Origin of the sequence: Microbacterium sp. SL75 (assembly GCF_026625865.1) — a bacterium.
In the GTDB taxonomy this organism is placed as follows: domain Bacteria; phylum Actinomycetota; class Actinomycetes; order Actinomycetales; family Microbacteriaceae; genus Microbacterium.
This window is the reverse complement of record NZ_CP113067.1, coordinates 3,318,038-3,341,954: the sequence shown is the minus strand read 5'-3', so window position 1 is coordinate 3,341,954 and position 23,917 is coordinate 3,318,038. Positions and strand designations below refer to the sequence as shown.

Annotated in this window: 19 protein-coding genes; 13 read left to right on the top strand and 6 right to left on the bottom strand. The window is 73.5% G+C overall.

Features of this window, described 5'->3' with window-relative positions:
- Positions 1-16 precede the first annotated feature (16 nt).
- Together OVA17_RS15930 and OVA17_RS15925 are read right to left on the bottom strand one after the other, a co-directional pair.
- Entirely contained in the window at positions 17-1,681 is a 1,665-nt protein-coding gene (locus tag OVA17_RS15930; RefSeq protein ID WP_267787423.1) for a (2,3-dihydroxybenzoyl)adenylate synthase, read from the bottom strand.
- Positions 1,678-3,168 (bottom strand): FAD-dependent monooxygenase, encoded by a 1,491-nt coding sequence (locus OVA17_RS15925; protein ID WP_267787422.1) that lies wholly within the window; start codon positions 3,166-3,168, stop codon positions 1,678-1,680. The genes OVA17_RS15930 and OVA17_RS15925 overlap by 4 nt, the downstream gene beginning before the upstream one ends.
- 108 nt (positions 3,169-3,276) lie before the next feature.
- On the opposite strand from OVA17_RS15925, the gene OVA17_RS15920 reads away from it, so the two are divergent.
- Positions 3,277-4,116, top strand: coding sequence for a PaaX family transcriptional regulator C-terminal domain-containing protein (locus OVA17_RS15920; RefSeq protein WP_267787421.1), 840 nt, complete (start codon positions 3,277-3,279; stop codon positions 4,114-4,116).
- A gap of 127 nt (positions 4,117-4,243) precedes the next feature.
- Here the strand turns inward: OVA17_RS15920 and OVA17_RS15915 are convergent, their stop codons facing one another.
- The gene (locus OVA17_RS15915; protein ID WP_267787420.1) at positions 4,244-5,092 is read right to left on the bottom strand and encodes a Sir2 family NAD-dependent protein deacetylase; all 849 of its coding nucleotides are present in this window, start codon (positions 5,090-5,092) and stop codon (positions 4,244-4,246) included.
- Between the two features lie 118 nt (positions 5,093-5,210).
- On the opposite strand from OVA17_RS15915, the gene OVA17_RS15910 reads away from it, so the two are divergent.
- Positions 5,211-6,413 carry an amidohydrolase family protein gene (locus OVA17_RS15910; RefSeq protein ID WP_267787419.1) on the top strand — a complete coding sequence of 401 codons (1,203 nt, stop codon included), beginning with the start codon at positions 5,211-5,213 and terminating at the stop codon, positions 6,411-6,413.
- 152 nt (positions 6,414-6,565) lie between these two features.
- A complete protein-coding gene (locus OVA17_RS15905) occupies positions 6,566-7,372 on the top strand; it encodes a TrmH family RNA methyltransferase (RefSeq protein ID WP_267787418.1) in 807 nt (268 codons plus the stop codon).
- Positions 7,373-7,573: 201 nt separating this feature from the next.
- Here OVA17_RS15905 and OVA17_RS15900 read toward each other — a convergent pair whose 3' ends face one another.
- Both OVA17_RS15900 and OVA17_RS15895 read right to left on the bottom strand, forming a co-directional pair.
- Positions 7,574-8,641 carry a FecCD family ABC transporter permease gene (locus tag OVA17_RS15900; protein ID WP_267787417.1) on the bottom strand — a complete coding sequence of 356 codons (1,068 nt, stop codon included), beginning with the start codon at positions 8,639-8,641 and terminating at the stop codon, positions 7,574-7,576.
- Between the two features lie 120 nt (positions 8,642-8,761).
- Complete coding sequence (locus OVA17_RS15895; protein WP_210076688.1) at positions 8,762-9,763, bottom strand: FecCD family ABC transporter permease; 1,002 nt, start codon at positions 9,761-9,763, stop codon at positions 8,762-8,764.
- 201 nt (positions 9,764-9,964) lie between these two features.
- On the opposite strand from OVA17_RS15895, the gene OVA17_RS15890 reads away from it, so the two are divergent.
- From OVA17_RS15890 to OVA17_RS15875, 4 genes are read left to right on the top strand one after another with little or no spacing between them, the layout of a single operon-like run.
- On the top strand, positions 9,965-10,615 hold the full coding sequence (locus OVA17_RS15890; RefSeq protein ID WP_267787416.1) for an isochorismatase family protein: 651 nt from the start codon (positions 9,965-9,967) through the stop codon (positions 10,613-10,615).
- Entirely contained in the window at positions 10,612-11,925 is a 1,314-nt protein-coding gene (locus tag OVA17_RS15885; protein ID WP_267787415.1) for a lysine N(6)-hydroxylase/L-ornithine N(5)-oxygenase family protein, read from the top strand. Before OVA17_RS15890 ends, OVA17_RS15885 begins: the two co-directional genes overlap by 4 nt.
- Positions 11,922-12,659: an SDR family oxidoreductase gene (locus tag OVA17_RS15880; RefSeq protein WP_267787414.1), complete on the top strand. Its 738-nt coding sequence runs from the start codon at positions 11,922-11,924 to the stop codon at positions 12,657-12,659. Before OVA17_RS15885 ends, OVA17_RS15880 begins: the two co-directional genes overlap by 4 nt.
- Entirely contained in the window at positions 12,656-13,933 is a 1,278-nt protein-coding gene (locus tag OVA17_RS15875; RefSeq protein WP_267787413.1) for an isochorismate synthase, read from the top strand. Before OVA17_RS15880 ends, OVA17_RS15875 begins: the two co-directional genes overlap by 4 nt.
- On the opposite strand, the gene OVA17_RS15870 is transcribed toward OVA17_RS15875, so the two are convergent.
- Positions 13,864-14,679: a siderophore-interacting protein gene (locus OVA17_RS15870; protein ID WP_267787412.1), complete on the bottom strand. Its 816-nt coding sequence runs from the start codon at positions 14,677-14,679 to the stop codon at positions 13,864-13,866. The genes OVA17_RS15875 and OVA17_RS15870 overlap by 70 nt on opposite strands.
- Before the next feature lie 148 nt (positions 14,680-14,827).
- Between OVA17_RS15870 and OVA17_RS15865 the strand changes: the two genes are divergently transcribed.
- The 6 genes from OVA17_RS15865 (at position 14,828) to OVA17_RS15840 (ending at position 23,871) form a co-directional block, all read left to right on the top strand.
- The gene (locus OVA17_RS15865) at positions 14,828-15,841 is read left to right on the top strand and encodes an ABC transporter substrate-binding protein (RefSeq protein WP_210076527.1); all 1,014 of its coding nucleotides are present in this window, start codon (positions 14,828-14,830) and stop codon (positions 15,839-15,841) included.
- 73 nt (positions 15,842-15,914) lie between these two features.
- Positions 15,915-17,699: an AMP-binding protein gene (locus OVA17_RS15860; RefSeq protein ID WP_267787411.1), complete on the top strand. Its 1,785-nt coding sequence runs from the start codon at positions 15,915-15,917 to the stop codon at positions 17,697-17,699.
- Complete coding sequence (locus OVA17_RS15855; RefSeq protein WP_267787410.1) at positions 17,696-18,463, top strand: thioesterase II family protein; 768 nt, start codon at positions 17,696-17,698, stop codon at positions 18,461-18,463. Before OVA17_RS15860 ends, OVA17_RS15855 begins: the two co-directional genes overlap by 4 nt.
- Entirely contained in the window at positions 18,460-19,278 is an 819-nt protein-coding gene (locus tag OVA17_RS15850; protein WP_267787409.1) for a 4'-phosphopantetheinyl transferase family protein, read from the top strand. Before OVA17_RS15855 ends, OVA17_RS15850 begins: the two co-directional genes overlap by 4 nt.
- Positions 19,279-19,286: 8 nt before the next feature.
- Positions 19,287-22,664, top strand: coding sequence for an amino acid adenylation domain-containing protein (locus tag OVA17_RS15845; RefSeq protein WP_267787408.1), 3,378 nt, complete (start codon positions 19,287-19,289; stop codon positions 22,662-22,664).
- Positions 22,657-23,871, top strand: coding sequence for a hypothetical protein (locus tag OVA17_RS15840; RefSeq protein WP_267787407.1), 1,215 nt, complete (start codon positions 22,657-22,659; stop codon positions 23,869-23,871). The genes OVA17_RS15845 and OVA17_RS15840 overlap by 8 nt, the downstream gene beginning before the upstream one ends.
- The last annotated feature ends 46 nt before the right edge of the window (positions 23,872-23,917 follow it).

Here is a 23,917-nt window from a genome sequence, read left to right as displayed (position 1 = left end):
GAACGCTCCTTCCGGTTCAGGATGCGGTGAGCTCGGCGGACCGCTCGGCGACGAGACGTTCGCGCAGGGCCTTCTTGTCGATCTTGCCGACCTTCGTCAACGGCAGTTCGTTCACCGTCACGAGGTGGTCGGGGCGTTTGAATGCCGCGACGCCACAGGCATCGAAGTGCGCCCTCACCGCGCCGAGATCGAGGTCGTGCCCGTCGGACAGCACGGCGAACAGGCACACCGTCTCACCCAGGGTGTCGTGCGGCATGGCCACCGCCGCGGCGAGGCGCACCCCCGCCAGGGCGTAGGCGAGATTCTCGACCTCTTCGGCCGAGATGTTCTCGCCGCCGCGGTTGATCATGTCTTTACTGCGTCCCTCGACGACGAGATTTCCGTCGGGACGTCGGCGCACGATGTCGCCGGTGATGTAGAAGCCGTCGGGGGTGAAGGAGCGCGCGTTCGTCTCCGGAGCGTCGAAGTACCCGCGCGGCGTGTAGGGGCCTCGGGTGAGCAGCACGCCGGGTGCGCCCGGGGCGACGTCGAGCCCACTCGTCTCGTCGACCACGCGGAGCTCGTCGAGGGGCGACACGGGACGCCCCTGCGTACCGACGACGACCTCGACCGGATCGTCGAGCCGCGTGACGTTGATGAGCCCCTCGGCCATGCCGAACACCTGCTGCAGCGTGCCCGGCAGCCCCTTCACGACGCGCTCGGCCAGTTCGTCGGCGAGGCGCGCTCCGCCCACCTGCAGCACGCGGAGGCTCCCGAGCGCGTCGAACCCCACGGCGCCGGCGTGATCGAGCCACGAGGCGACCACCGCGGGCACCGCGGCGGTGTGGGTGACCCCGTGCCGCTCGATGGCCGCGAACGCGCGCTCGGGCCGCGGAGAAACCAACGGCACGACAGCGCCGCCGGCGAGCAGGGTGCCCAGGATGCCGGGGCACGCGAGCGGGAAGTTGTGTCCCATGGGCAGCGTCGCGAGGTATACCGTGTCGCGATCGACCGCCGAGGGCGGCGAGGTCAGGACGATGTTGCAGAGGTAGTCGTCGTGCGTGCGGGCGATGAGCTTGGGAAGGCCCGTCGTGCCGCCCGAGAGCAGGAACACGGCGACGTCGGCGGCATCCGGTCTCGGAAGCGCCCGACCGCGGATCGAGTCGTCGGACGGTGCGCACAGGGCCCTGAGGCTGACGGCGTCGGGAGCGTCGTCACCGTCGCTCAGCACGATCAGGTGCCGCACGGTCGGGCTCGACGCCCGTAGAGCGCGGGCGAGCGCCAGGTGATCGAAGTCGCGCAGGGCGTCGGGAGTGACGAGCGCGACGGCCTCGGATGCCGAGACCAGGTGCCGCAACTCGTGCTCACGGTGGGCGGGCAGCGCCATGACCGGCACGATCCCGGCCCGCAGGCACGCGACCGTCAGAACGACGAACGTCCAGTGGTTCGGCAGCTGCACGACGACGCGATCGTCGGGGGCGAGGCCCAGCTCGATCAGGCGCGCCGCGCACGCCTCGACCCTGTCGTGCAGCTCGGTGTAGGTCAGGGAGACCTCGTCGTCGACGAGAGCGACCCGGTCGGCGTGCACGTGCGCGGCTTCGGCGAACGCGTCACCGAGCGTGCGGCCCTGCCACAGCCCCTCGGCGCGGTACCGCGCGGCGACGTCGGAGGGCCAGGGCGTCGTCCCCTCGCGCGTCTTCATCGCAGCACCGCATCCGCGCGGCCCGAGAGCACAAGGGTCATGGCGCGATCCTCGTCGCATTCGGGCTCGTCGATGATCGCCGCCACGCCGTGTCGCAGGCGGGCGGCCTCGGCGGTGAGCTGGCGATCGAGCGCGCTGCCGCCCGTGACGAGCACCGCCGACGCGTCGGCGTGACCGGCGAGGGCCTCGCGCACCGCGTCGTCGGGACGGATCCCGTCGCCCGCAGCGACCGTGACGACCGGGGGCAGCTGGTCGCGGTCGAGCACACGTCTGTCGAGGAGCCCCGTCACCGCCGACTCGAGGGGCGGGGCGCCGTGCCTGTTCTGCCACTGTCGCAGGGCACGGTCCACGGCATCCGGGTCGCGGCGCGCGATCTTGGCCGCGGGAAGGGCGCGCGAGAAGAAGTGGAAACCGAACTGCCAGGGCTCGAACGCGTGGAAGTACGTCCCGAAGTTCTCCCACCAGGACAGGCTCGGCCGCGCCGCGCCCTGAATGCGGGCGACCTGCGGCTGTCGCACGCCCTCGTACGCGAGGAACGCGGCCTCGACGTCGTCGGGGTGCGCCGCGAGAGCGTCGGCGAGGGCGATGGCGTCTTCGAGCGACATCTTCGTGCCGCTGCCCACCGAGAAGTGCGCGGTGTGCACGGCGTCACCGAGCAGCGCGACGTTGCCGCGGTGCCAGCTGCGCGCGCGGATGGTGCGGAAGTTGCCCCACCGGGAGTTGTTGCCGATCAGGCGCGCGCCGCCGATGAGGGGGGCGAAGATCTGCTCGAGCCGGTGCTGGCTGTGCTCGTCGCTCGGGCCCGGGGGAGTGGTGGGGGCGAAGGCGTCGAGACCGGCGGCGCGCCAGGTGTCTTCGTCGGTCTCGACGATGAAGGTCGACAGGCCGCCGCCGATCGGATAGGCGTGCGCCGCGAAGACGCCGGCGACGTCGTCGGGAAGACCCTCGGCGTGGGTGTGCAGGAACGTGAGGCCCTCGAAGGGGGCGTCGGTGGCGAACCAGATGAACTTCGCCGCGGCCGTCTCGTACGTCACCCCCAGGGTGTCGTCGCCGATCGCGGCGCGCGTCTGCGAGTTCGCTCCGTCGGCGGCCACGATCACGTCGTAGTCGCCGAGTTCGTCGATGCATCGCGGGGCGGAGAAGTGCAGATGCGCCCCGGCGGCGACGGCCCGCTGCTGGAGGGCGGCGAGCAGATCCTTGCGCAGCACGGCGCCCATGCCGTTGCCGGCGAAGGTCATGGTCTCGCCCTTCGCGGTGACGCGGATGGCGTCCCACCGCACCCCCGACGCGTCGAGGGTCTCGCGCAGCGCCGAGTCGGCGGCATCCACCCCGCTCTGCGTCGCGTTCGAGAAGACGACGCCGAAGCCGAAGGCCTCGTCGGCGCGATTGCGCTCGAACAGGTCGACGTGAGCCCCGGGGATGTTCCGCGCGGCCAGGGCGGCGAAGAGCAGCCCGCCCGGGCCGCCTCCGATGATTGCGATACGCATGTCAGCCTCCTCGCTGAGAATGTCGAACCGTCACGACGCAACGAGTATGCAACATAAACGCGTTCTGCGCCATAGCTGCGTTACATGATGGTCGGGTAACGTTCTCGCATGCGCCCCCGCTCTCTCGTCTTCACGCTCTTCGGAGACTACTTCCGCTACTGCGGCGACGGGGAGGCTCCGCTGCGCGGACTCAGCGACGTGCTCCAGCTCTTCGAGGTCGAACCGGCCACCACCCGCGTGGTGATGTCGCGCCTGCGGGCCGAGGGATGGTTCGAGACCCGCCGTGACGGTCGTTTGACCACCTACGTGCTCTCGCCCAAGGCCTGGCAGCTGCTCGACGAGGGACGCGAACGCATCTTCCGTCACGTGTCGGGCGAGTGGGGCGGCCAGTGGACGCTCATCGCGACGCGCGCGGGCGACCGCTCGGCCCGCGACGAGGTGCGCAAACAGCTCACCTGGCTGGGCTTCGGGCAGCTGCAGCCCGCGATCTGGGTCGCACCCGGCGACCGCATGGCCGCAGCGCGCGACCTGATGGAGACCAACGGCGTGAGCTCCGACGTGTTCCTCAGCCGCAGCGGCGACCTCGACCACGACCGATCGATCGCCGCGCGCGGGTGGGACCTCGACGCGCTCGACGCGCTGTACGGCACGTTCGTGGCGCGGCACGACAGCCCGGCCGACGGCGGGACCGACGACGATGCCCTGGTGGCCCGCGTGCGCCTCACCGACGACTACCGCCGCTTCCCCTTCACCGATCCCGACTTGCCGGCCGACCTGCTGCCCGCGGGGTGGAACGCGCCCCGCGCCCACGAGGTCTTCGTGCGACGCCACGACGAGCTGCGCCCCGGGGCGACCTCCGCGATCGAGCGTCTCACCGGCATGACCGTGCGCGGGGCGCACCGGGCGTTCCTCGACGGCGGAGTGGTGGGCTTCACGCGGGAGCGGTGACGGCGGTGGGCGCGGCACCGGATGGCGCGGGCCGCCCCTCCCCGCGGGCGCATGCGGCCGCGGAGTCGTCGCGCGATCACAGCGTCGCCGTTCGCCTGGCAGTTCGCCGCGCGAGAGGAGCCGGGTCTCAGAGCAGGGCCGGCAGTCGGTCGGCGAGAGCGCGCAGCACGTGCGTCGTGCCGCCGTCGATCTTGACCGCCGCGCGCTGGTCGGCGCGGGTCTCGCCGCGGTTGACGATGACCACCGGGAGGCGCCTGCGCCGCGCCCGCTCGACCAGTCGGATGCCGGAGTTGACCACGAGCGACGAACCGGCGATGACCAGAGCCTCGCTCGCGTGGACGAGCTGCTCGGCCTCGCGGAACTTCTCGACCGGGATGTATTCGCCGAAGAACACGACGTCGGGCTTGAGCGTGCCCTCGCACACCGAGCACACCGGGACGACGAACCCGTCGGCCGAAGCCGGGGTCACGTCGCCGTCGGGGCCGAGCTCGACGTTCTCGGGCAGCGTGATCCAGGGGTTGTCGGCTTCGACGCGCTCGGCCAGATCGCTGCGGTCGAACACCTGCCCGCACTGGAGGCAGCCGACCCGGCGCATCGTGCCGTGCAGCTCGACCACCCGGCCGCTGCCCGCGCGCACGTGCAGACCGTCGACGTTCTGGGTGACGACGCCGTTGGCGACTCCCGCGGACTCGAGATCGGCGAGGGCGCGATGGCCGTCGTTCGGCTGCGCGGCCGCGAACACCTTCCAGCCCAGGTGGCTGCCCACCCAGTAGCGGCGACGGGCGTCGGCGCTCGAGAGGAACTGCTGCGCCGTCATGGGCGTGCGCGTGGGTGCACCCTTGCCCCGGTAGTCGGGGATCCCCGAGTCGGTCGACACGCCCGCGCCCGTCAGCACGGCGATCTTGCGGCCAGCGAGCACGTCGACGGCGCGATCGATGGATGCCGAGAACTCGGTCTCCTCCGTCGTGTCGGTCATGCACACCTCCGTGTCGTCGAGTCTACGGCGGGGCACCGCGTCCGGTCCGCGCGTACCGGACGCGGTGCAGCGGGCACACCCCCGGTGGCCGCGGGCCTGTGGCGTCGATACTGGAGGGATGAGCGCTCTCCCCCCACCCGCCATGCTCGAGATCACCTGCCTCCGCCGTGTGCGGCCCTGGGGCGGCGATCCCGTCGACATCGCGATGGCCGACGGGGTCATCACCGCGATCACCCCCGCCGGGACCGCCCCGATCGGGGTGCGCGAGTTCGATGGACGGGGTCTGCTGGCGCTGCCGGGCCTCGTGAACGCCCACGCCCACCTCGACAAGTCGTGGTGGGGACTGCCCTGGCAGTCCTACGGCGGTGAGGGGAGCACCGAGGGGCGCATCCGGCACGAACGCGCCGAGCGCGATCGCCTCGGCATCCCCTCTCTCGAGCGCTCCGCGTACGTGCTGCGCGAGCTCGTCCGCCACGGCACCACCGCGATCCGCACCCACGTCGACGTCGACGCCGAGCTCGGCCTGCGCGGCATCGACGCGGTCGACGAAGCCGCCGCCGCCTATCAGGGGGCGCTCGACGTGCGCATCGTCGCCTTCCCGCAGGACGGAGTCCTCCGTCGCCCCGGTGTCCTCGACCTTCTCCGCGAGGCAGCGACCCGCCCAAGCGTCGAGTGGATCGGCGGGCTGGACCCCGCCACCATCGACCGCGACCCGGTGGGGCAGATCGACGCGATCGCCGAGCTCGCCGCCGACACGGGCGCGGGAATCGACATCCACCTGCATGACCCCGCCGAGCTCGGCGCGTTCCAGATCGAGCTGCTCGTGGACCGCGCCGCGCGTCTCGGGCTCGCGGGCCGCGTGAACGTCGCCCACGGCTTCGCCGTCGCGCAGCTCGACCCGGCGCGTCGCCGCGACCTGCTCGCGGCCATGGCCGAGGTCGGGGTCACGATGACCACGGTCGCCCCGCTCCGCGTGCCGCAGCTGCCCCTCGCCGAGCTCGACGCGGCCGGCGTGCGCTTCGCGTTCGGCACCGACGGCATCCGGGATCTGTGGAGCCCCTACGGCACCGGTGACACCCTGGGTATCGCGTGGCAGTACGCCCGCGCGGCGGGCCTCGCACGTGACGAAGACCTGCTGCGCGTGATGCGGCTGGCGACCAGCGCGGGCGCCTGGGCCGTGGGGCGCGAGGTGCACGACCTCGTCGAGGGCGCGCGCGCCGACATCGTGCTCGTCGAGGCCGAGAACCCCCTCGACGCTCTGGTGCGCGTGCCCGAGCGGATGCTCGTGGTCGCGGGCGGGAGTGTGCTGCACGTCGCGTGAGGCGGGCGCGGTCGCGTCCATCCCGCGGCGAGCCCTGCTCGCCGGTCGAGTGCCCACGACACGCCGCCACGGCCCGCGGGGTCGCGGTGTGTCGTGGACACTCGGCGGGGGCGCGCGCGGCCGGAGCGCGGCTCGGCTGGCACGATGGGACGATGCCCGTCATCCCTCTCGACTCCGCCGACGACCCGCGCCTCGCCGACTACCGCGACCTCACCGATGTGTCGCTGCGCCGGGTGACCGAGCCCGCGGGCGGGCTCTACATCGCCGAGTCCTTGAAGGTGCTCGACCGCGCCCTCCGCGCGGGGCACCGTCCGCGCTCCGTGCTCGTGCAGGACAAGTTCCTCGCCGACGCCCTCGCCCTCGTCGGAGAGGATGCCGAGATCTACGTCGTCGCGGCCGAGATCGCCGAGCAGGTGACGGGGTACACCGTGCATCGGGGGCTCTTGGCGTCCATGCATCGTCCGGCGCTGGCATCCGTCGAAGAGGTCGTGAGAGACGCGCGGCTCGTCGTCGTGCTCGAGGACATCGTCGACCATACGAATATCGGGGCGGCTTTCCGTTCGGCGGCGGCCCTCGGTGCGGATGCCGTGCTCGTCACGCCCCGCTGCGCCGACCCGCTGTACCGCCGGAGTGTGCGCGTGAGCATGGGCACGGTGTTCCAGGTGCCGTGGACGCGACTGCCCGAATGGTCGGAGGCCGCCCCCCTGCTGCACGATGCGGGGCTGCATCTCGCGGCCCTCGCGCTGTCGGACGATGCGGTCACCCTCGACGACTTCTCGGCGGCGGGGCACGAGCGCGTCGCCCTGCTGATGGGGGCCGAGGGCGACGGGCTGTCGCGTCGCGCGCTGGACGCGGCCGACACCGTGGTGACGATCCCGATGGCCGGGGGAGTGGACTCTCTCAACGTCGCCGCGGCGAGCGCGGTGGCTCTGTGGGAGCTGGGGCGCGGGCGGCGCTGAACGATACGCGGCGGCCGACTCCGCGGGCCGCCGTCTCCGCGGGAGGTCGGTCAACCACGGCGTGACCGCCCGACGAAACGCCGCGGGCTGCGCCCGTCCACGGGTCGTGGCCGCGGTCGTCGAGCAGCTCCGGCCGTGCGCCGAGAGCGTCGGTGCACGCGCGCACGCACAGGGCGGCGTCTCGACCCGTCGTCCCGCCGCTCACCGCCGCCGCACACCCACGAGCAGCGTCAGCAGGTACGCGCCGCCGAGCGAGAGGGTGACCAGACCCACGGGAGCAGCGATACCCGCGAGACGCAGCACGAGCGCGACGAGCTGCGCGGAGGCGAGGAGGAACGCCCCGGCGCCGATCGCCGGGATGAGCCCCGTGCCGGGAGCGAGGCGCCGGGCGACGTGGGGAGCCGCGAGTGCGACGAACGCGAGCGGACCGGTGTTGGCGGTCACGACCGCGGTCAAGACGACGGCGAGAGCGACCAGCGTCAGACGCAAACGCACGACCGCGACGCCGTGAGCGGTGGCGACGTCGTCGCCGAGATCGAGGCTGCGCAGCGACCGGGTGGTGAGCAGCGCCGCGACGGCGACGAGCGCGAGGATGGCCGCGCTCGGCCCGAGGCTCTGCCACGACACCCGGTCGAGCGAGCCTGCGCCCCAGAGACCGACCGACATCGCGTCGCCCACGTCGGCGCGGGTAAGGAGGTAGGCGTTGATGGACCCGAGCGCCGCGGCCACCGCGATGCCGACGACGATGAGGCGGAACGTCGACAGCCCGCCCCGATACGCGAGCACCGTCACGAGCGCGGCCGTGAGCAGACCGCCGAGGGATGCCGCGGCGGCGACCGACCAGAAGCCCTTGGCGCCGAGCAGGATCATCGCGATCGCCACGCCCGTGAACGCGCCCACGTCGATGCCGACGAGGTCGGGGGAGCCGAGGGGGTTGCGGGTGAGGCGCTGGACGATCGCGCCCGCGAGTCCCAGGGCGGCGCCGAACACGACCGCGGCGATCGCCGTCGGAAGACGCCACTCGACGAGCACGAGTCGTTCGAAATCGCTGCCGGCACCCAGGGCCACCGCGAGGAGGCGGTCGGGAGCGATGGGGTACTTCCCGAGCGTCAGGGACAGGACCGCGAGCACGACGGCGGCGAGGAACAGCGCGGTCGTGACCACCACGACACGGCGCCGTGCGCCGCGGGGCCGGATGGCGGGATGCCGTGCGGCGGGGGCGGCGGTCGGCTCGCCCTCGCGTGAGGACGGCGGGGGAGCGAGCGTCACAGTCCGCTCACCTCCCGACGGCGGAGCGTCATGATGGGGGACGGCGCGGCGACCGCGTTCACAGTCCGCTCACCTCCCGGCGGCGGAGCGTCATGATGGGGGGCGGCGTGGCGATCGCGTTCACAGTCCGCTCACCTCCCGGCGGCGGACCATCGCGATGAGCACCGGCGCCCCGACGACCGCGACGACCACGCCCACGGGGATCTCCCCGGGTGCGGCGACGAGACGCCCGATGACGTCGGCGACGAGCACGAGCGCGGGTCCGGCCAGCAGCGATGTCGCCAGGATCCACCGCTGGTCGGGGCCGACGATCCAGCGCATCGCGTGCGGCACCATGAGGCCCAGGAAGACGATCCCGCCGGTGAGAGCCGTCGCCCCACCGGCGGTCAGGGCGATCGCGACGACGCCGGCGCCGCGGACCCATGCCGCGCGGGTGCCGAGCGAGGTGGCGAGTTCGTCGCCGAGGGCGAGAGCGTTGAGCCCCGGGGCGCACACGAACGCCAGCACCACCCCGGCCGCGATGACGAGGCCCATGACCTGCGCCTGGTCGTAGCCCGTCGCCACGATCGAGCCGAGCGCCCAGTTGCGCACGGCGGTGAAAGCCGAGGTGTCGCGTAGGGCGATGCCCGTCGACAGGCCGCCGAGGATCGCCGCGATCGCGACCCCGGCCAGCAGCATGCGCGCCGAGCCTCCCGGGCGGCCGGTGCGCCCGATCGCCAGGACGACGGCCGTGGTGACCAGTGCTCCCGCGAAGGCCACGCCCGCCACGGCGGAGGGCGAGGCGACGCCCCACGCCGCGGCGGCGACCGTGACGGCGAAACCGGCGCCGGCGCTCACCCCGACGATCCCGGGCTCGGCGAGCGGGTTGCGCGAGACGGCCTGGATGAGGGCTCCCGCGACGGCGAAACCAGCCCCGGCGAGGATTCCGACCGCGGTGCGCGGCGCACGGAGTCCCCACACCACGGCGGATTGGTCGGAGGTGCTCGGCGAAAAGACGGCGTCCATCAGGGACGGGAAGGAGATCTCCCGACCCCCCAGAGCCAGGCTCAGTGCCACGGCGACGAGCAGCATCGCGCCGAGCAGCGGGATCGCCGCCCGGCGTCGGCGCTGCAGGCGCGGCATCCCGACATCCCGTCGTTCGGGCACGCGGAAGAGCGTCACGTCGCGGGGTCCTCTCGACCGGGGCATGCTTGACAAAGTTTGGTTAGCCTAACTTTACTTACTCGGGCGCCGGCTCGCATCGACGAGCCGCCCCGGCCCCCGATCGGAGGGCCGTCCCCCCAGCTGCACCGACCGCAGCCGACCCGAGACGAGAGGGTGCCCATGGCTCTTCCCCGCATCCGGCCCTACACCGCGCCGACCGAGATCCCCGCGTCGACGCTGGACTGGCGCATCGATCCGGAGCGCAGCGTGCTGCTCGTGCACGACATGCAGGAGCACTTCGCCGGCGCGTTCGTGCGCGGCGCCGAGCCCTTCGCCCCCGCGGTCACGGCGATCCAGAGCCTGCGCGAGGTCGCCGACGCCGCGGGCGTTCCCGTCGTCTATACGGCCCAGCCCGGCGGGCAGTCACCGATCGAACGCGGGCTGCAGCTCGACCTCTGGGGCGCCGGCGTGCCGAGCGGCGACGGCGAGCGCATCGTCGCCGAACTCGAACCGCGCGCGCATGACCACCGCCTCACCAAGTGGCGGTACGACGCGTTCGTCCGCTCGGGCCTCGAAGACCTGCTCGCCGACCTCGGCCGCGACCAGATCATCATCACCGGCGTGTACGCGCACATCGGGTGCCTCATGACCGCGGCGAGCGCGTTCATGGGCGACCGGCAGGCGTTCCTCGTCGCCGACGCCGTCGCCGACTTCTCGCGGGACGACCACGAGATGGCGCTGTCGTACGTCGCCCGCCGCTGCGGCGTCGTCACCACCGCCGACCAGGCGTCGCGGGCGCTCGCCGGCGCCGTGGCGGCGGTTCCCCGATGACCGCGCGCTACGACGCCGTCGGCATCGGCTTCGGTCCCTCCAACCTCGCCCTTGCCATCGCGCTCGAGGAACGCGCAGGCACCGGCCGGATGCGGTTCTTCGAGCGCCAGGAGTGCTTCGGATGGCACCGCGACATGCTGCTTCCCGGCGCGACGCTGCAGGTCAACCACCTCAAAGACCTCGTGACCCTCCGTGACCCGCGAAGCTCCTTCAGCTTCGTCAACTACCTGCACGAGCAGCGGCGCCTGATCGACTACATCAACCTCAAGACGTCGTTCCCCACCCGCCTCGAATTCCACGACTACCTGCAATGGGCCGCCGCGCGCCTCGCCCCCGTATGCGACTACGGCACCGAGGTGATCGAGGTGCGCCCCGTGGGCGAAGGCGACCGGGTCGACCTCCTCGCCGTCGACATCGTGCGCGACGGCGTCCGCGAGAGCGTCGAGGCCGACAGCGTGGTCGTCGGAGCGGGCCTGCGCCCGCGCCTGCCCCGCGGCGTCGAGCCCTCTCCGCGCGTCTGGCACTCCGACGCGTTCCTGTCCGCGCTCGCCGCGCTCCCGGCATCCGCCCATCGCCGATTCGCGGTCGTGGGAGCCGGCCAGAGCGCGGCCGAGATCGTCGAGTATCTGCACGCCGGGTATCCGGATGCCGCGGTGCACGCGATCTTCGGGCGCTTCGGGTTCGCGCCCGCCGACGACAGCCCCTACGCCAACCGCATCTTCGACCCGGCGACGATCGATGAGTTCCACGGCGCCCCCGCCGACATCCGCGAGCGACTGCTCCGCGTGCACGCCAACACGAACTACTCCGTCGTCGATCTCGACCTCATCGAAGCGCTGTACCGCCGGGAGTACTCCGAGCTGGTGCAGGGCAGTCGTCGGCTGCACATCGAGAACGTCAGCTGCGTCGAACGCGTCGTCGACGGCCCCGACGGGGTCGCCCTGACCATCCGCGACGAGTCGCGCGGCACGACCCGCGAGATCGAGGTCGACGCCGTCGTGTTCGCCACCGGCTACGAGCCCGTCTCGGTCGACGACCTTCTGCCCGCGCTCGCCTCGCGATTCGCGCGCGACGAGCAGGGCCGGGTGATCGTCGAACGCGACTATCGCCTGCGCACCGACGACGCGTTCGCGCCCGCCGTGTACCTACAGGGCGGCACCGAGCACTCGCACGGTCTCACGTCGTCGCTGCTGTCGGCGGTCGCGGTGCGCGCCGGCGAGATCGCGGACTCGCTCGACGCGCGACGCGCGGCGGCCCTCGGTCACCGGGATGCGCTCGCCGACGCCCTCGTCGGAAACGGCGTCTCATGAGCGCGGTCGTTGTCACGGGAGCGGCGGGCGGCATCGGTCGCGCGGTCGTCGCCGATCTGGCTGCCCGGGGTTTCTCGGTCGGGGCGATCGATCGCGCACGGCCCGAGATCGTCGAAGGCGTGATCCCGCTGGTCGCCGACGTCACCGACGAGGCCGCCCTGGGGGAGGCCGTCGCCGAGGCCCGCGACCGGCTCGGTCCGCTCGTGGGAGCCGTGAGCGTGGCGGGCGTGTTCCACGTGGCATCCGCGCTGGAGACCTCGATCGACGACCTGCTCGATCTCGTCCGCGTCAACGCCGGGGGCGTGCTCGCCCTCGCGCGCGCGGCGATGCCGCACCTGGTCGAGGCGGGCGGTGGATCGTTCGTCGCCGTCACCTCCAACGCCGCGGCGATCCCGCGCGCGGGCATGGCCGCCTACGGTGCCTCGAAGGCAGCCGCGAACGCCCTCGTGCGCACCCTCGGACTCGAGGCGTCGGCTCTCGGCATCCGGTGCAACATCGTCGCTCCCGGATCCACCGACACCGCGATGCAGCGCGACTTCCACGCGATCACCGGCGCCGGTCGCGACAGTGTGGTGGCGGGAGACGCCGAGGCGTTCCGGCTCGGCATCCCGCTGGGGCGGATCGCCGACCCGGTGGACATCGCCCGGGTGGTCGGATTCCTGGTGTCGGACGACGCCCGGCACGTGACGATGCAGACGCTCACGGTCGACGGGGGAGCGGGGCTCGGAGCATGAGCGCCCTCGCCCCCCTCCCCGGTGGCGCCTCGGCGATCTACCGCGGCAGCAAGCGGACGGTCGTCGCCTTCGGGCGTCGGCGAGCGGATGCCACGGGCCCGGTGCTGCAGCGCATCGCGGCCGCTCACGACGACGGGGTGCCCCTCGTGCTGGGTTCGCTCGGCTTCGACCCCTCACGCGACGCGCACCTCATCGTTCCGGCACGCGTCGCGACGACCGACACGCTGCGCGAGGGCGTGCAGGCGCGCACCGCCGTGGCCGCCACCGCGCCGCGCGACGTCGGTCTGCGCTTCGTGCCCGAGCCGGAGGCGCACGTCTTCGGCGCGCTCGTCGACGAGGCGCTCGACGCCCTGCGGGCAGGGCGGCTCGACAAGGTCGTGCTCGCGCGCACCCTCGTCGCCGATCTTCCGTCCGACGTGCCGCGCGCCGCTCTCGTACAGGCACTGTTCGACGCGAACCCGACCGCGTTCGGCTTCGCCTTCGACCTCGGCACCACCGCCGACCCGCGCGTGTTCTTCGGCGCGAGCCCCGAACTCTTGATCCGCCGGGTGGGAACGGCGGTGCGCAGCGTCCCGCTCGCGGGCTCCCTGCCGCGCAGCGCCGATCCCGAGGTCGATCGGGCGCGGGCCGCGGCTCTGGCAACCTCGACGAAAGACCTCGGCGAGCACCGCTTCGTCGTCGACGCGATCGCGGCCGCCCTCGGCCCGTTCTGCCGCAGCCTACGCGTGCCCGATCGCCCCGACGTCGTCGCGACGCCGACGATGTGGCACCTCGGGACGACGATCGAGGGTGTGCTCGACGACCCGACGGTCACCTCCGCCGAGCTGGCTCTCGCCCTTCATCCCACCCCGGCCGTCGGCGGGGTGCCCACGGCGGACGCGGTCGCGACGATCGAGGCGCTCGAGCCGGTCCCGCGCGGGCCGTTCGCGGGGCCCGTCGGCTGGACCGACGCCGCGGGCGACGGGGAGTGGGCCCTCGGCATCCGCAGCGCCGAGATCGCCGGACGCACGATCCGGCTCTTCGCGGGCGCGGGGATCGTGGCCGACTCCGAGCCCGAGCGCGAGATCGAGGAGACGGGGGCGAAGTTCCGCACCCTTCTGCGCGCGCTCGGGGCCGCGGAGCCGGTGGCTCAGATGTCGGTGTCTGCGGTGCGGGGGGCTTCGTCGCCCGGATCTTCGGAGCCGGGGGCTCCGACACCGGTGTCTCAGATGTCGATGTCGAAGTCGTCGGCGCCGTCGGTCGAGCCGGTCGCCTTCAGGAGCGCGGCGAAGTGATCGAGGCGCTTGGCGTCGATGATGCTGTTGCTCACGCCCTGCTTCCAGTAGCCGAAGACGCGCAGGTCGGCCTTGTCCATGCCGGCGGCGAGGCACCGCGCGCGCAGCGCCCGCATGGCGTCGCGTTCCCCGGCGGCCCACAGCACGGCGCCGACCGGGGCCTCGACGGCGTCGACATCGGCGATGCGCTCGACCGACACGTCGGGCGCGGGCGGCAGCTGCGCCAGCACCACGTCGTCTCGGCTCGTCGTGCGGACGCGCCCGCGGCTGCCCGCGGGCCACGCCGCGAGGATCGAGGCTACGGCCGGGAGCGCGGAGTCGTCGGCGACGAGCTCGATCGGGCGCCCGTCGTGGGCGGGCAGCAGGTGCGTGCGCGGACCGATCACGCGCACGCTGTCACCGGGGCGGATGCCGGCGAGCCACGCCGTCATCGGGGTGCGGTGACCGTGCCGCACGACGTCTACCTCGATCGTGCGCGGCGCCTCGAAACGGCGGACGGTGTACACGCGCGACACGAGCGCGGTGTCGTCGTCGAGCGCGGGGACCTCGATGCGGATCGCCGTGTTCGGCTTCGCCCACTCCGCCGCGTCGGGCGTGCCGCCCAGATCGATCGTCACGCGCGTGACGATCGGCGAGATCTCCGCGGCATCCCGCACGAGAGAGATCTCGTCCGCGAGCCCGTGCGCATGGGCCGGGTGGGCGATCACGTCGCGCTGGTTCTCGGTCAGGCGCAGGCTGCGGCTCATGGGGATCCTCTCGGTGGGCGGCCGGTTTCCTCGACGCCACGAGAAGCGGGCGTCACAGATGGTTAGGTTAGGCTAACCTACATCGGGGCGTGCTCGCCGACCTGCGGCATCCCGCCCCCTCCACAGCTCACCACCCGTAAGGAGTTCCATGTCTCTCGCCCGCTTCCTCCGTCCGGCCCGCGCGGTCGCCGCGGCCGCCGCTCTCGCGGTCAGCGCTGCGCTCCTGTCGGGCTGCGCCACGGGCACGCCCGATGCCGGCAGCACGCCCGCAGCCACCTCGGGCGGGTTCCCCGTCACGGTCGACCACGCCTACGGCGAAGCGACCATCCCCGCGGCCCCGGAGCGCGTGGTGACCCTCGGCTGGATGGAGGCCGACATCGTCACGGCACTGGGCGTCGAGCCCGTCGCGACCTCCGCGTTCCCGTTCGACAAATCCGGCATCGCTCCGTGGCTCGCCCCGAAGCTCACCACGACCCCCGCGCTCATCCAGACCGCCGCGGCCGGGGCCGACCGCGCGCCCCTCGACCTCGAGGCCATCGCGGCGCTGCACCCCGACCTGATCGTCGCGACCTCGTACGTCGACCTCGAAGCCAACTACGCCGGCCTCTCGGCCATCGCTCCGGTCGTGGGCCCGAGCGCGAAGAACATCCACCACCTCGACTGGAAGGTCGAGGCGCCGCTCATCGCCGAGGCGCTCGGCAAGACCGATGCCGTGCAGCCGCTCATCGACGCCGACACGGCCACCTTCGCCGAGGCGGGGGAGAGCCACCCCGAGCTGAAGGGGCTCACCTACACGCTCTCGCTCGCCACGCCCAACGCCCTCAAGGTCGTCAACGACGCCGAAGACGGCAGCGTCCGCGCCTTCGACGCCCTGGGCATGACGTTCAGCCCGACCGCGGCCGCCCTTCCCGCGCTCGATGACGGCTCGGGAGCCGCGGGCCTGTCGTTCGAGACCGTCGACAAGGCAGATGCCGACCGCATGTACGTCGCCTTCCTGAGCCCCGACGTCAAGACCGCGTGGCAGAGCAGCGCCGTCTTCCCGACGCTCACGGCCGTCAAGGACGGTCACCTCGTCGACCTGTCGATGGTGCAGATCGCGGCGCTGCGCAACCCGTCGCCGCTGAACGCCTCGTACGCGCTCAGCGCGATCACGGGCTCCTGACGCACCGGTCGTGGCGGGCCCCGCGCCCGCCACGACCCTTCCCTCCTCGCTTTTCACACAAAGGTTCCCCCCGATGCCGAATCCCTTCGACGACCCCGACGCCCGTTTCCACGTGCTGGTCAACGACGAGGGCCAGCACTCGCTCTGGCCGGTGGGACCACCCCTGCCAGCCGGGTGGACCTCCGTGACCGAGCCGCTGCCGCGCCCCGACGCGCTGCGCGTCGTCGACGACGCCTGGACCGACCTGCGCCCGGCGTCGCTGCGCGTGGAGCACGCCCTACGCGCTGTGCGCCCGTACCCCGACGACGTCGCCGTCGCGTATCGCGCACGCGGGTACTGGATCGGTCAGACCTTCACCGGGCTGCTCGAGCAGACCGTCGCGCGCCACGGCGCGCGCCCCGCGGTGATCGACGGCGATCGCGTGCTCGACTACCGCGGACTCGACCGCGCCGCGCGGGCCCTCGCCGAGCGGCTCGCCGCCGACGGCATCCGCCCGGGGGATCGGATCGTGCTCTTCCTGCCGAACGTCGCCGAGCACCCCGTCGCGGTGTTCGCGCTCGCCCTCGTCGGGGCGCTGCCCGTCTTCGCGCTCCCCGCCCACCGCGAGCACGAGCTCGCCGACGTCGCGACCCGCTCGGCCGCGCGCGCGATCCTCACCCTCGGTCGTCCCGCCGACGCCGACTACGCCGACATCGCCCGCCGCGGCGCACCCGCGGGCGTGCGCGTGCTGCTCGTGGCATCCGCTGATCTCGACGCCCCCGCGCCCGCCGAGCGCCGCGAGAGCCCGTCGCGACCGGATGCCATCGCCTTCCTGCAGCTGTCGGGTGGGACCACGGGCGGGCCCAAGCTCATCCCGCGCACGCACGACGACTACCTCTATTCCGTGCGCGAGAGCGCCGTGATCTGCGGACTCGACGAGAACAGCGTGATGCTCGTCGCCCTACCCGCCTCCCACAACTTCACGATGAGCTCCCCCGGCATCCTGGGCGCGATCGCCGTCGGCGCATCGGTGGTCATGTGTCCTGCGCCGAGCCCCGACATCGCCTTCCCCCTCATCGAGCGGCACGGCGTGACCACCGTCGCCCTCGTGCCGCCGCTGCTGATCGCCTGGCTCGACTCCGCGCGCGGTGAGCGGTTACGCACGCTCCGGTCCGTCCAGGTCGGCGGGGCCAAGCTCAGCGAGGCCGTCGCCCGGCGGGTGCAGCCCGAACTGGGGTGCACGCTGCAGCAGGTGTTCGGTATGGCCGAGGGGCTCGTGAACTACACCCGCCTCGACGACGACGAGGAGACGATCGTCACCACCCAGGGGCGGCCGATCTCGCCCGACGACGAGGTACGCGTCGTCGACGATCACGATCAGCCGGTGCCGACGGGAACACCGGGGCATCTGCTGACGCGCGGGCCGTACACGATCCGCGCGTACCTCGCCGACGAAGCGGTCAACCGCGCCTCTTTCACGGCCGACGGCTTCTACCGGACGGGCGATCTCGTCTCGGTCGACGAGCGGGGGTACGTCCGCGTCGTGGGGCGCGCGAAGGACCAGATCAACCGCGGCGGCGAGAAGGTCGCGCCCGAAGAGCTGGAGAACCTCCTGCTCGGCCATCCCGTCGTGCACGACGTGTCGGTCGTGGGCGTGCCCGACGACACCCTCGGCGAGCGCATCGCCGCCTACGTCATCCCGCGTCGCGACCTCGACCGCGCCCCGCGGGCGATCGAGCTGCGCAGATTCCTCGCGGATCGCGGCGTCGCGCGGTTCAAGCTGCCCGACACGATCGAGTTCGTCACGGCGTTTCCGACCACGGGGGTGGGCAAGGTGAGCAAGGTGCGCCAGCGCACGCCCGAGCGGACCGCCCCGTGACCCCCACGCTCGATCTCGGTGCGCTCGCGCGGGTGAGCGGACCGGCCGACGCCGCCTGGCGGCTCGTATGCCTGCCGCACGCGGGGGGATCGGCAGGGGCCTACGCACGACTCGGCGCCGGTCTCGCCGACCCGCCGCACATCGTCGCCCTGCAGTACCCCGGTCACGAGACCCGCATCGCCGAGGAGCCGCTCACCTCGTACCCGGAGTTCGTCGCGGCGTTCGCGGGCGTGCTCGGACAGCTGACGTCCGACGGCATCCCCACGGTGCTGCTCGGGCACAGCTTCGGCGCGTCGCTCGCGGCGGCGCTGTCGGCCCTGATCCCGGTCGATCTCCTCGTGCTGTCGGGTCGCCCCGCACCGGGGCGACGACGCGGCGGACGCCTCCCCGCCGACGACGACCGCGAGGCGTGGCGCGCGTGGCTGCGTCGTCTGGGCGGTACCCCCGAGGTGCTGCTCGGCGACGAGCCGTTCCTGACGCTCGCGATCCGGGCCCTTCGCGGTGACCTCACCGCCGCGGCCGAGTTCGACCGCCCGGGCGCAGCCGCCGACGCCGAGCGCGGTCCGTTGCGCGCCGGGGGACTGCTCACCGTCGCCGGGCGCGACGACCCCGTCGCCGGTCCCGTCGCGGTCCGCGGATGGATACCGTTGCTGCAGGCCGGCGCGATCGATCACGGAACGCTCGTGCTGGAGGGAGCACACTTCGCCCTCCTCGATCACCCCGAACTGCTGCTGTCGCGCATCCGCACGGCGGTGGGCGCGTGATCGTCGCCGCCCGCGTGCTCGCACCGGGGCACCCGTGGCTGAGCGACCGCGAGCGCGAGCGTCTGAGGGCGATGCGCCCGGCTCGCGCGGCCGAGTTCACCACCGGCCGCGTGCTCGCGCGGGCGCTCGTCGCCGCCGCCACCGGCAGGGGCCCCGCCGACGTGACGATCGACGTACGCCCGCCGGGTGACCCGCGCGCCGGCATGCCGTCGACTCCGGATGCCGCCGGGGGGATCTCGATCGCCCACTCCGGCGGCGTGGTGCTCGTGGCGTACCGACCCGAGGGCGACGTGGGCGTGGACGTCGAGGCGGGGATCGGTGCGGCGAACGACGCCGTCGCCGACTACCTCCCCGTCCGCGAACGTCCGCGGAGCGGCTGGGACGCAGCGTTGCTCGCGCGGGCGTGGGTGCGCCGCGAAGCGGTCGTGAAGTGCCTCGGCACCGGCCTCGTCGCCGAGCCCGAGGCCCTCACCCTCGCCCCCGCCGACGCGGCGCCGGCCGTCGTGACGTGCGCTCTCGACCCCGCGGCCCGGCTGCAGCTCGTCGACCTCGATGTCGGGGGACTGCCGGGCGCCCTCGCCGTGCGCGACGAGGCCCCGCGCGGCGCCCGGGCGGTGCGCGCCCACACCGGGCGCCACGCGGCGCTCCCCGCGGGCGTCGGCATGCCCCCGTTCTTTTCCGAGGTCGTCAACGCCGGTGATCTCGTTCCCGGCGCCGAGGGCGTCGGCATCCGTCTTGCCCCTTTCGCGGGCGCCCCCGCGAACGTCGGCGCCGAGGGCGTCGGCATCCGTCTTTCCGTTCCCGTTGGAGTCTGAGGAGAACCGTGTTCGACCGCACCCGCATCACTGCCGAGATCGCCGCCCAGGTGGGCATCGCCGCGCACGAGATCGAGCCCGACGACGACCTGCTCATGCACGGCCTGCACTCGCTCGCCATCATCCGCCTCGCCGAGCGATGGCGGGCCGAAGGCGCCGAGGTGGGCTTCGGCGCGCTGGCCGCCACCCCGACCGTCGCCGCGTGGGAGCGCCTTCTCGCCGGGGCCGGCGCACCCGTCTCGCGCGAGGTGGCACGCGCCGCCGTGCACGACGACCCCCGCTTCGCGCTCGCGCCAATGCAGCACGCCTACTGGAGCGGCCGGCAGACGCAGCATCGGCTGGGCGGGGTCGCCGCGCACCTCTACGTCGAATTCGACGGCCACGGCATCGACCCCGGCCGTCTCTCGCGCGCGGTGACGGCGCTCGTCACACGCCACCCGATGCTGCGCGCGGCCTTCACCGACGACGCGATGCAGTGGATCGTTCCCGCGGGAGCGGTGTCGTCGACGGTGCGGGTCGACGACCTGCGCGACCTCGACGACGCCGGGGTCGCTCGCGAGCTGGAGCGTCTGCGCGACGAACGATCCCACCAGATGCTCGACGTGGTCGACGGCCAGGTCGTCCAGGTGGCCCTGACCCTCTTGCCCGCCGGGCGCACTCGCCTGCACGTCGACGTCGACATGCTCGCCGCCGACGCGCAGAGCTACCGTCGCATCCTCGAAGACCTCGCTCGCGCCTACGACGACGATGACGCGCTCGGCGTTCCCGCCCACCCCGGCTACCGCGAATACCTCGCCGTCGAGGGCGACCCCGCGGCCCGCGAGCGCGACCGGGCCTGGTGGGCCGAGCGGGTGCCGACGTTCCCCGGTGCCCCGGCGCTCCCGGCGCGGGCGGAGGGCGACCGGCCCGACCCGCACGCGAGCGTCCGCCTCGCCGAGACCTTCGACCACGACCGCGCCGACGCCCTCGCCGCGCGCGCCCGGAGCCTCGGGGTGACGCCGTCGGTCGTGCTCGCCACCGCCTTCGCCGAGGTCGTGGCGCGCTGGTCGACCCAGCAGCGGTTCCTCCTGAACGTGCCGCTCTTCACGCGCGCGCCCGTCGTGCCCGACGTCGACGACCTCGTCGGCGACTTCACCAACTCGGTGCTCCTGGCCGTCGACCACGCCGCTCCGGAGTCGTTCGCCGAGCGCGCCCGGCGGCTGCAGAGCCAGTTGCACGCGGCCGTCGACCACGCCGCGTACGGCGGGCTCGACGTGCTGCGCGACCTCGGCCGTGCAGCCGGCGAACCCGTGCTCGCCCCGATCGTGTTCACCTCGGGCCTCAACCTCGGCCGGCTGTTCTCGGAGCGGGTGCTCGGCGTGTTCGGCACGCCGTCGTGGATCATCTCGCAGGGACCGCAGGTCGAGCTCGACGCGCAGGTGGTGGACGTCGCCGAGGGGATGCTCGTCAACTGGGACGTGCGCCGCGACGCCTTCCCGCCCGGAGTGATCGCCGACATGTTCCGCGCGTTCATCGACCTCGTCGACACCGTGATCGACCACGGCGACGGCGCCGTTCCCCTCCCGGCGGGGCAGCTCGAGCGGCGCACCGCGCACGACGTGCCCGCACCCGCCGCCCGCACCCTGCACGACGCGTTCTTCACCCGCGCCCGCTCGCACCCCGACGGCATCGTCGTCCGCTCCGCGCGCGGCACCCTCACCGCCGGTGAGCTCGCGGAGAAGGCCCTCACCCTCGCGGCGCGTCTCGCCGCGATCGGCGTCGGCGCGGGCGACACGGTCGCGGTGCGCCTGCCCAAGGGCGTCGACCAGGCGATCGCGGTGCTCGGTGTGCTCGCGGCGGGGGCGGCCTACGTGCCGATCAACGTCGACGATCCCGCCGCCCGCCGCGACCGCATCCTCGCGCGCTCCGGCGCCCAGGCGCTCGTGGGCGCGGCCGAGGGCGTCGACGTGCCGGTGCTCGCGGTTGCGGGGGATTCCGTCCCCCTCGCCGCCCCCGTGCCGGTCGAGCCGTCGGCGATCGCCTACGTCCTGTTCACCTCGGGGTCGACGGGCGAGCCGAAGGGCGTCGAGGTGCCGCACTCCGCGGCGGCGGCGACGATCGACGCGATCGCCGCGCACTTCGGCCTCACCGGAGACGAGCGCACGATCGCGCTGTCGTCGCTGCAGTTCGACCTGTCGGTGTACGACCTGTTCGCCCCGCTCGCCCTCGACGGCTCGGTGGTCATGCCCGAGGCCTCCGACACGGGCGACGCTTTCGCGTGGGCCGAGCTCATCGAGCGGCACGGTGTCACGGTGGTCAACGCGGCGCCCGCCCTGCTGCGGATGCTGCTGGATGCGGCATCCGACGATCAGCTCGTGAGCGTTCGCACCGTGATCACCGGGGGCGACTGGGTGCCCGGCTCGACAGCCGCGGCCTTCGCTGCGCGCGTGCCCGGCGTGCGCTTCGCGGGACTCGGCGGCACGACCGAGACGGCGATCCACTCGACCGTTCACGAACCGGATGCCGACCACCCCGAGGCCGTCGTCCCGTACGGCGTTCCGATGGCGGGCGTCCGCTGCCGCGTCGTCAACGAGCGCGGCGAGGACTGCCCCGACCACGTCGTCGGCGAGCTGTGGATCGGGGGAGCGGGCGTGGCGCGCGGCTACCGCGGCGACCCCGAGCGCACCAGCGACCGCTTCGTCGTGCACGAGGGGGTGCGGTGGTATCGCACCGGCGATCTGGCGAGCTACCGCCCCGACGGGGTGATCGAGTTCCACGGGCGCCGCGACCACCAGATCCAGCTGCGTGGATACCGCATCGAGCTGGGCGAGATCGAGCGCGCTCTCGACGGCGTGCCCGGCGTCGATCGCGCGATCGCGTCGCTGCTGCCCGTGCGGTCGGGGGTGCTCGCGGTCACCGTGGCGCGCCGTGCCGGCGCGGTCGTCGACGAGCGGGGCATCCGCGCCGCTTTCGCGGAACGCCTGCCGGCGTACATGCTGCCCGAGGTCATCGTGCTCGTGGACCGCCTGCCGCTGACCGTCAACGGCAAGATCGACCGCGCCGCTCTGGCCGAGGGGGCCGCGCGCGCGGCGATGCCCACGACGGCCGCGTCCGACGAGACGCCGCTCGAGCGCGCCGTGGCCCTGGTCATGGCCGAGGTGGTCGGAACGGCCGACCTGAGCGCCGACGACGACTTCTTCCGCATCGGCGGTGACTCCGTGCGCGCCGTCGCGTGCGTCGCAGCCCTGCGCGACGAGCTGCGGGTGAGCGACCTCACGGTCGCCGAGCTGTTCGAGGCGCGCACGCCTCGCCGGCTCGCCGCCGTGCTCGCCGATCGCGGAGGCGACGACGTGCACGTCATCGCCGAACTGTTCGTCGAGCTCGTGACGGAGGGCGCCGATGTCTGAGCACGCAAACTCCGCACCCCTCACCCCGCTGCAGCGGGCGTACCTCGCCGCGCGCGACGGCGCGGCTCCCCTCGGGGCGACCGGGATGCTCGACGTGCGCGTCTGGGAGAGCGACGTCGACGCCGATCGGCTGCGCGAGGTCGTGGCATCCCTGGTCGCCCGTCACGAGGCGCTGCGACTGCGGATCGACGCGACGGCGGGAACGCAGAGCGTCGCGCCCGAGGCGGACGTGCTGCGGGTGGTCGACCTGCACGGACGCGGCGACGACGCCTTCGTCGATCTGCTGGCGGAGCTGCGGACCGCACCTCGGCCCCTCGACGCGCTGGTCGAGGTCGTGCACGTGCGCCGCGACGACCGCGACGCGGTGGTGCTGTGCTCCGACGCGCTCGCCCTCGACGGGCAGGGCCTCGCACGCGTCATCTCCGAGGCTCGGCGTCTGCTGGCCGACCCGACGCTCTCCCTGCCGCCCGCACCGACGGGGCTGCTCGACGCTCTGCGCGCGTTCCCTGCGGGCGCCGACGCCGACCGGGCGCAGCGCGCGGCCGACGACCTGCCCGCGGCTCCCCGTCTGCCCTGGCGCGCGGCCCTCGACGGCCTGGGACCGATCCGCACGGAGCGGACCTCTCGGGTCGTCGACGCGGCGATCTGGCGGCGAGCGGTGCTCGCAGGCGGAGCGGCGGGCCTGTCGGCGCACTCCGTCGCCGCGGGTGCGATCGGCGACGAGCTGGCCGCGCGGTCCGGCGGCCCGGTGCGGCTGTCGGTGCCGACCGCGGGGGCGGCGAAGATGCGCCGGTGGGGCCGTTCGCCGGCTTCGTCGTCGTGGGCGCCGGAGCCGATCCGGCCGACGCCGTCAGCAGCGCCCGGGTGCTGCAGGCCGAGCTGTTCGCTCGCCTCGACGGACCCGACGGCCCCGCGGTCGCCACCGCTCTGGCCCGACGCGACCGCACGGCGGTCGCCTGCCCGGTCGTCGTCACGAACGGCCTCGCCTGGCCCGCTACCCCCGCCCCGGTCGCCGCATGGACGGCGACGCCCCAGGTCGTGCTCGACATCCGACTCGGTGAGAGTGACGGTGCCCTCGTGCTCACCGCCGACGTCGCCGTCGACGCCCTCGCGCTCGAGACGGCGGACGAGATCCTGGATGCCGTGTCCCGGCGCCTCGACGCAGTGGGTCGTCCGCGGCCCGCCGCGCGCGCGTCGTCGCTCTTGAGCGGCGCGAAGCGCGCCCGCATGGACGCCCTGCTGAAAGCGCGGGG

Bases quoted from the DNA above. Each gene is read 5' to 3' on its own strand.
- OVA17_RS15930 (WP_267787423.1), bottom strand. From the start codon at position 1,681: ATGAAGACGCGCGAGGGGACGACGCCCTGGCCCTCCGACGTCGCCGCG.
- OVA17_RS15925 (WP_267787422.1), bottom strand. From the start codon at position 3,168: ATGCGTATCGCAATCATCGGAGGCGGCCCGGGCGGGCTGCTCTTCGCC.
- OVA17_RS15920 (WP_267787421.1), top strand. From the start codon at position 3,277: ATGCGCCCCCGCTCTCTCGTCTTCACGCTCTTCGGAGACTACTTCCGC.
- OVA17_RS15915 (WP_267787420.1), bottom strand. From the start codon at position 5,092: ATGACCGACACGACGGAGGAGACCGAGTTCTCGGCATCCATCGATCGC.
- OVA17_RS15910 (WP_267787419.1), top strand. From the start codon at position 5,211: ATGAGCGCTCTCCCCCCACCCGCCATGCTCGAGATCACCTGCCTCCGC.
- OVA17_RS15905 (WP_267787418.1), top strand. From the start codon at position 6,566: ATGCCCGTCATCCCTCTCGACTCCGCCGACGACCCGCGCCTCGCCGAC.
- OVA17_RS15895 (WP_210076688.1), bottom strand. From the start codon at position 9,763: ATGCCGCGCCTGCAGCGCCGACGCCGGGCGGCGATCCCGCTGCTCGGC.
- OVA17_RS15890 (WP_267787416.1), top strand. From the start codon at position 9,965: ATGGCTCTTCCCCGCATCCGGCCCTACACCGCGCCGACCGAGATCCCC.
- OVA17_RS15885 (WP_267787415.1), top strand. From the start codon at position 10,612: ATGACCGCGCGCTACGACGCCGTCGGCATCGGCTTCGGTCCCTCCAAC.
- OVA17_RS15880 (WP_267787414.1), top strand. From the start codon at position 11,922: ATGAGCGCGGTCGTTGTCACGGGAGCGGCGGGCGGCATCGGTCGCGCG.
- OVA17_RS15875 (WP_267787413.1), top strand. From the start codon at position 12,656: ATGAGCGCCCTCGCCCCCCTCCCCGGTGGCGCCTCGGCGATCTACCGC.
- OVA17_RS15870 (WP_267787412.1), bottom strand. From the start codon at position 14,679: ATGAGCCGCAGCCTGCGCCTGACCGAGAACCAGCGCGACGTGATCGCC.
- OVA17_RS15865 (WP_210076527.1), top strand. From the start codon at position 14,828: ATGTCTCTCGCCCGCTTCCTCCGTCCGGCCCGCGCGGTCGCCGCGGCC.
- OVA17_RS15860 (WP_267787411.1), top strand. From the start codon at position 15,915: ATGCCGAATCCCTTCGACGACCCCGACGCCCGTTTCCACGTGCTGGTC.
- OVA17_RS15840 (WP_267787407.1), top strand. From the start codon at position 22,657: ATGTCTGAGCACGCAAACTCCGCACCCCTCACCCCGCTGCAGCGGGCG.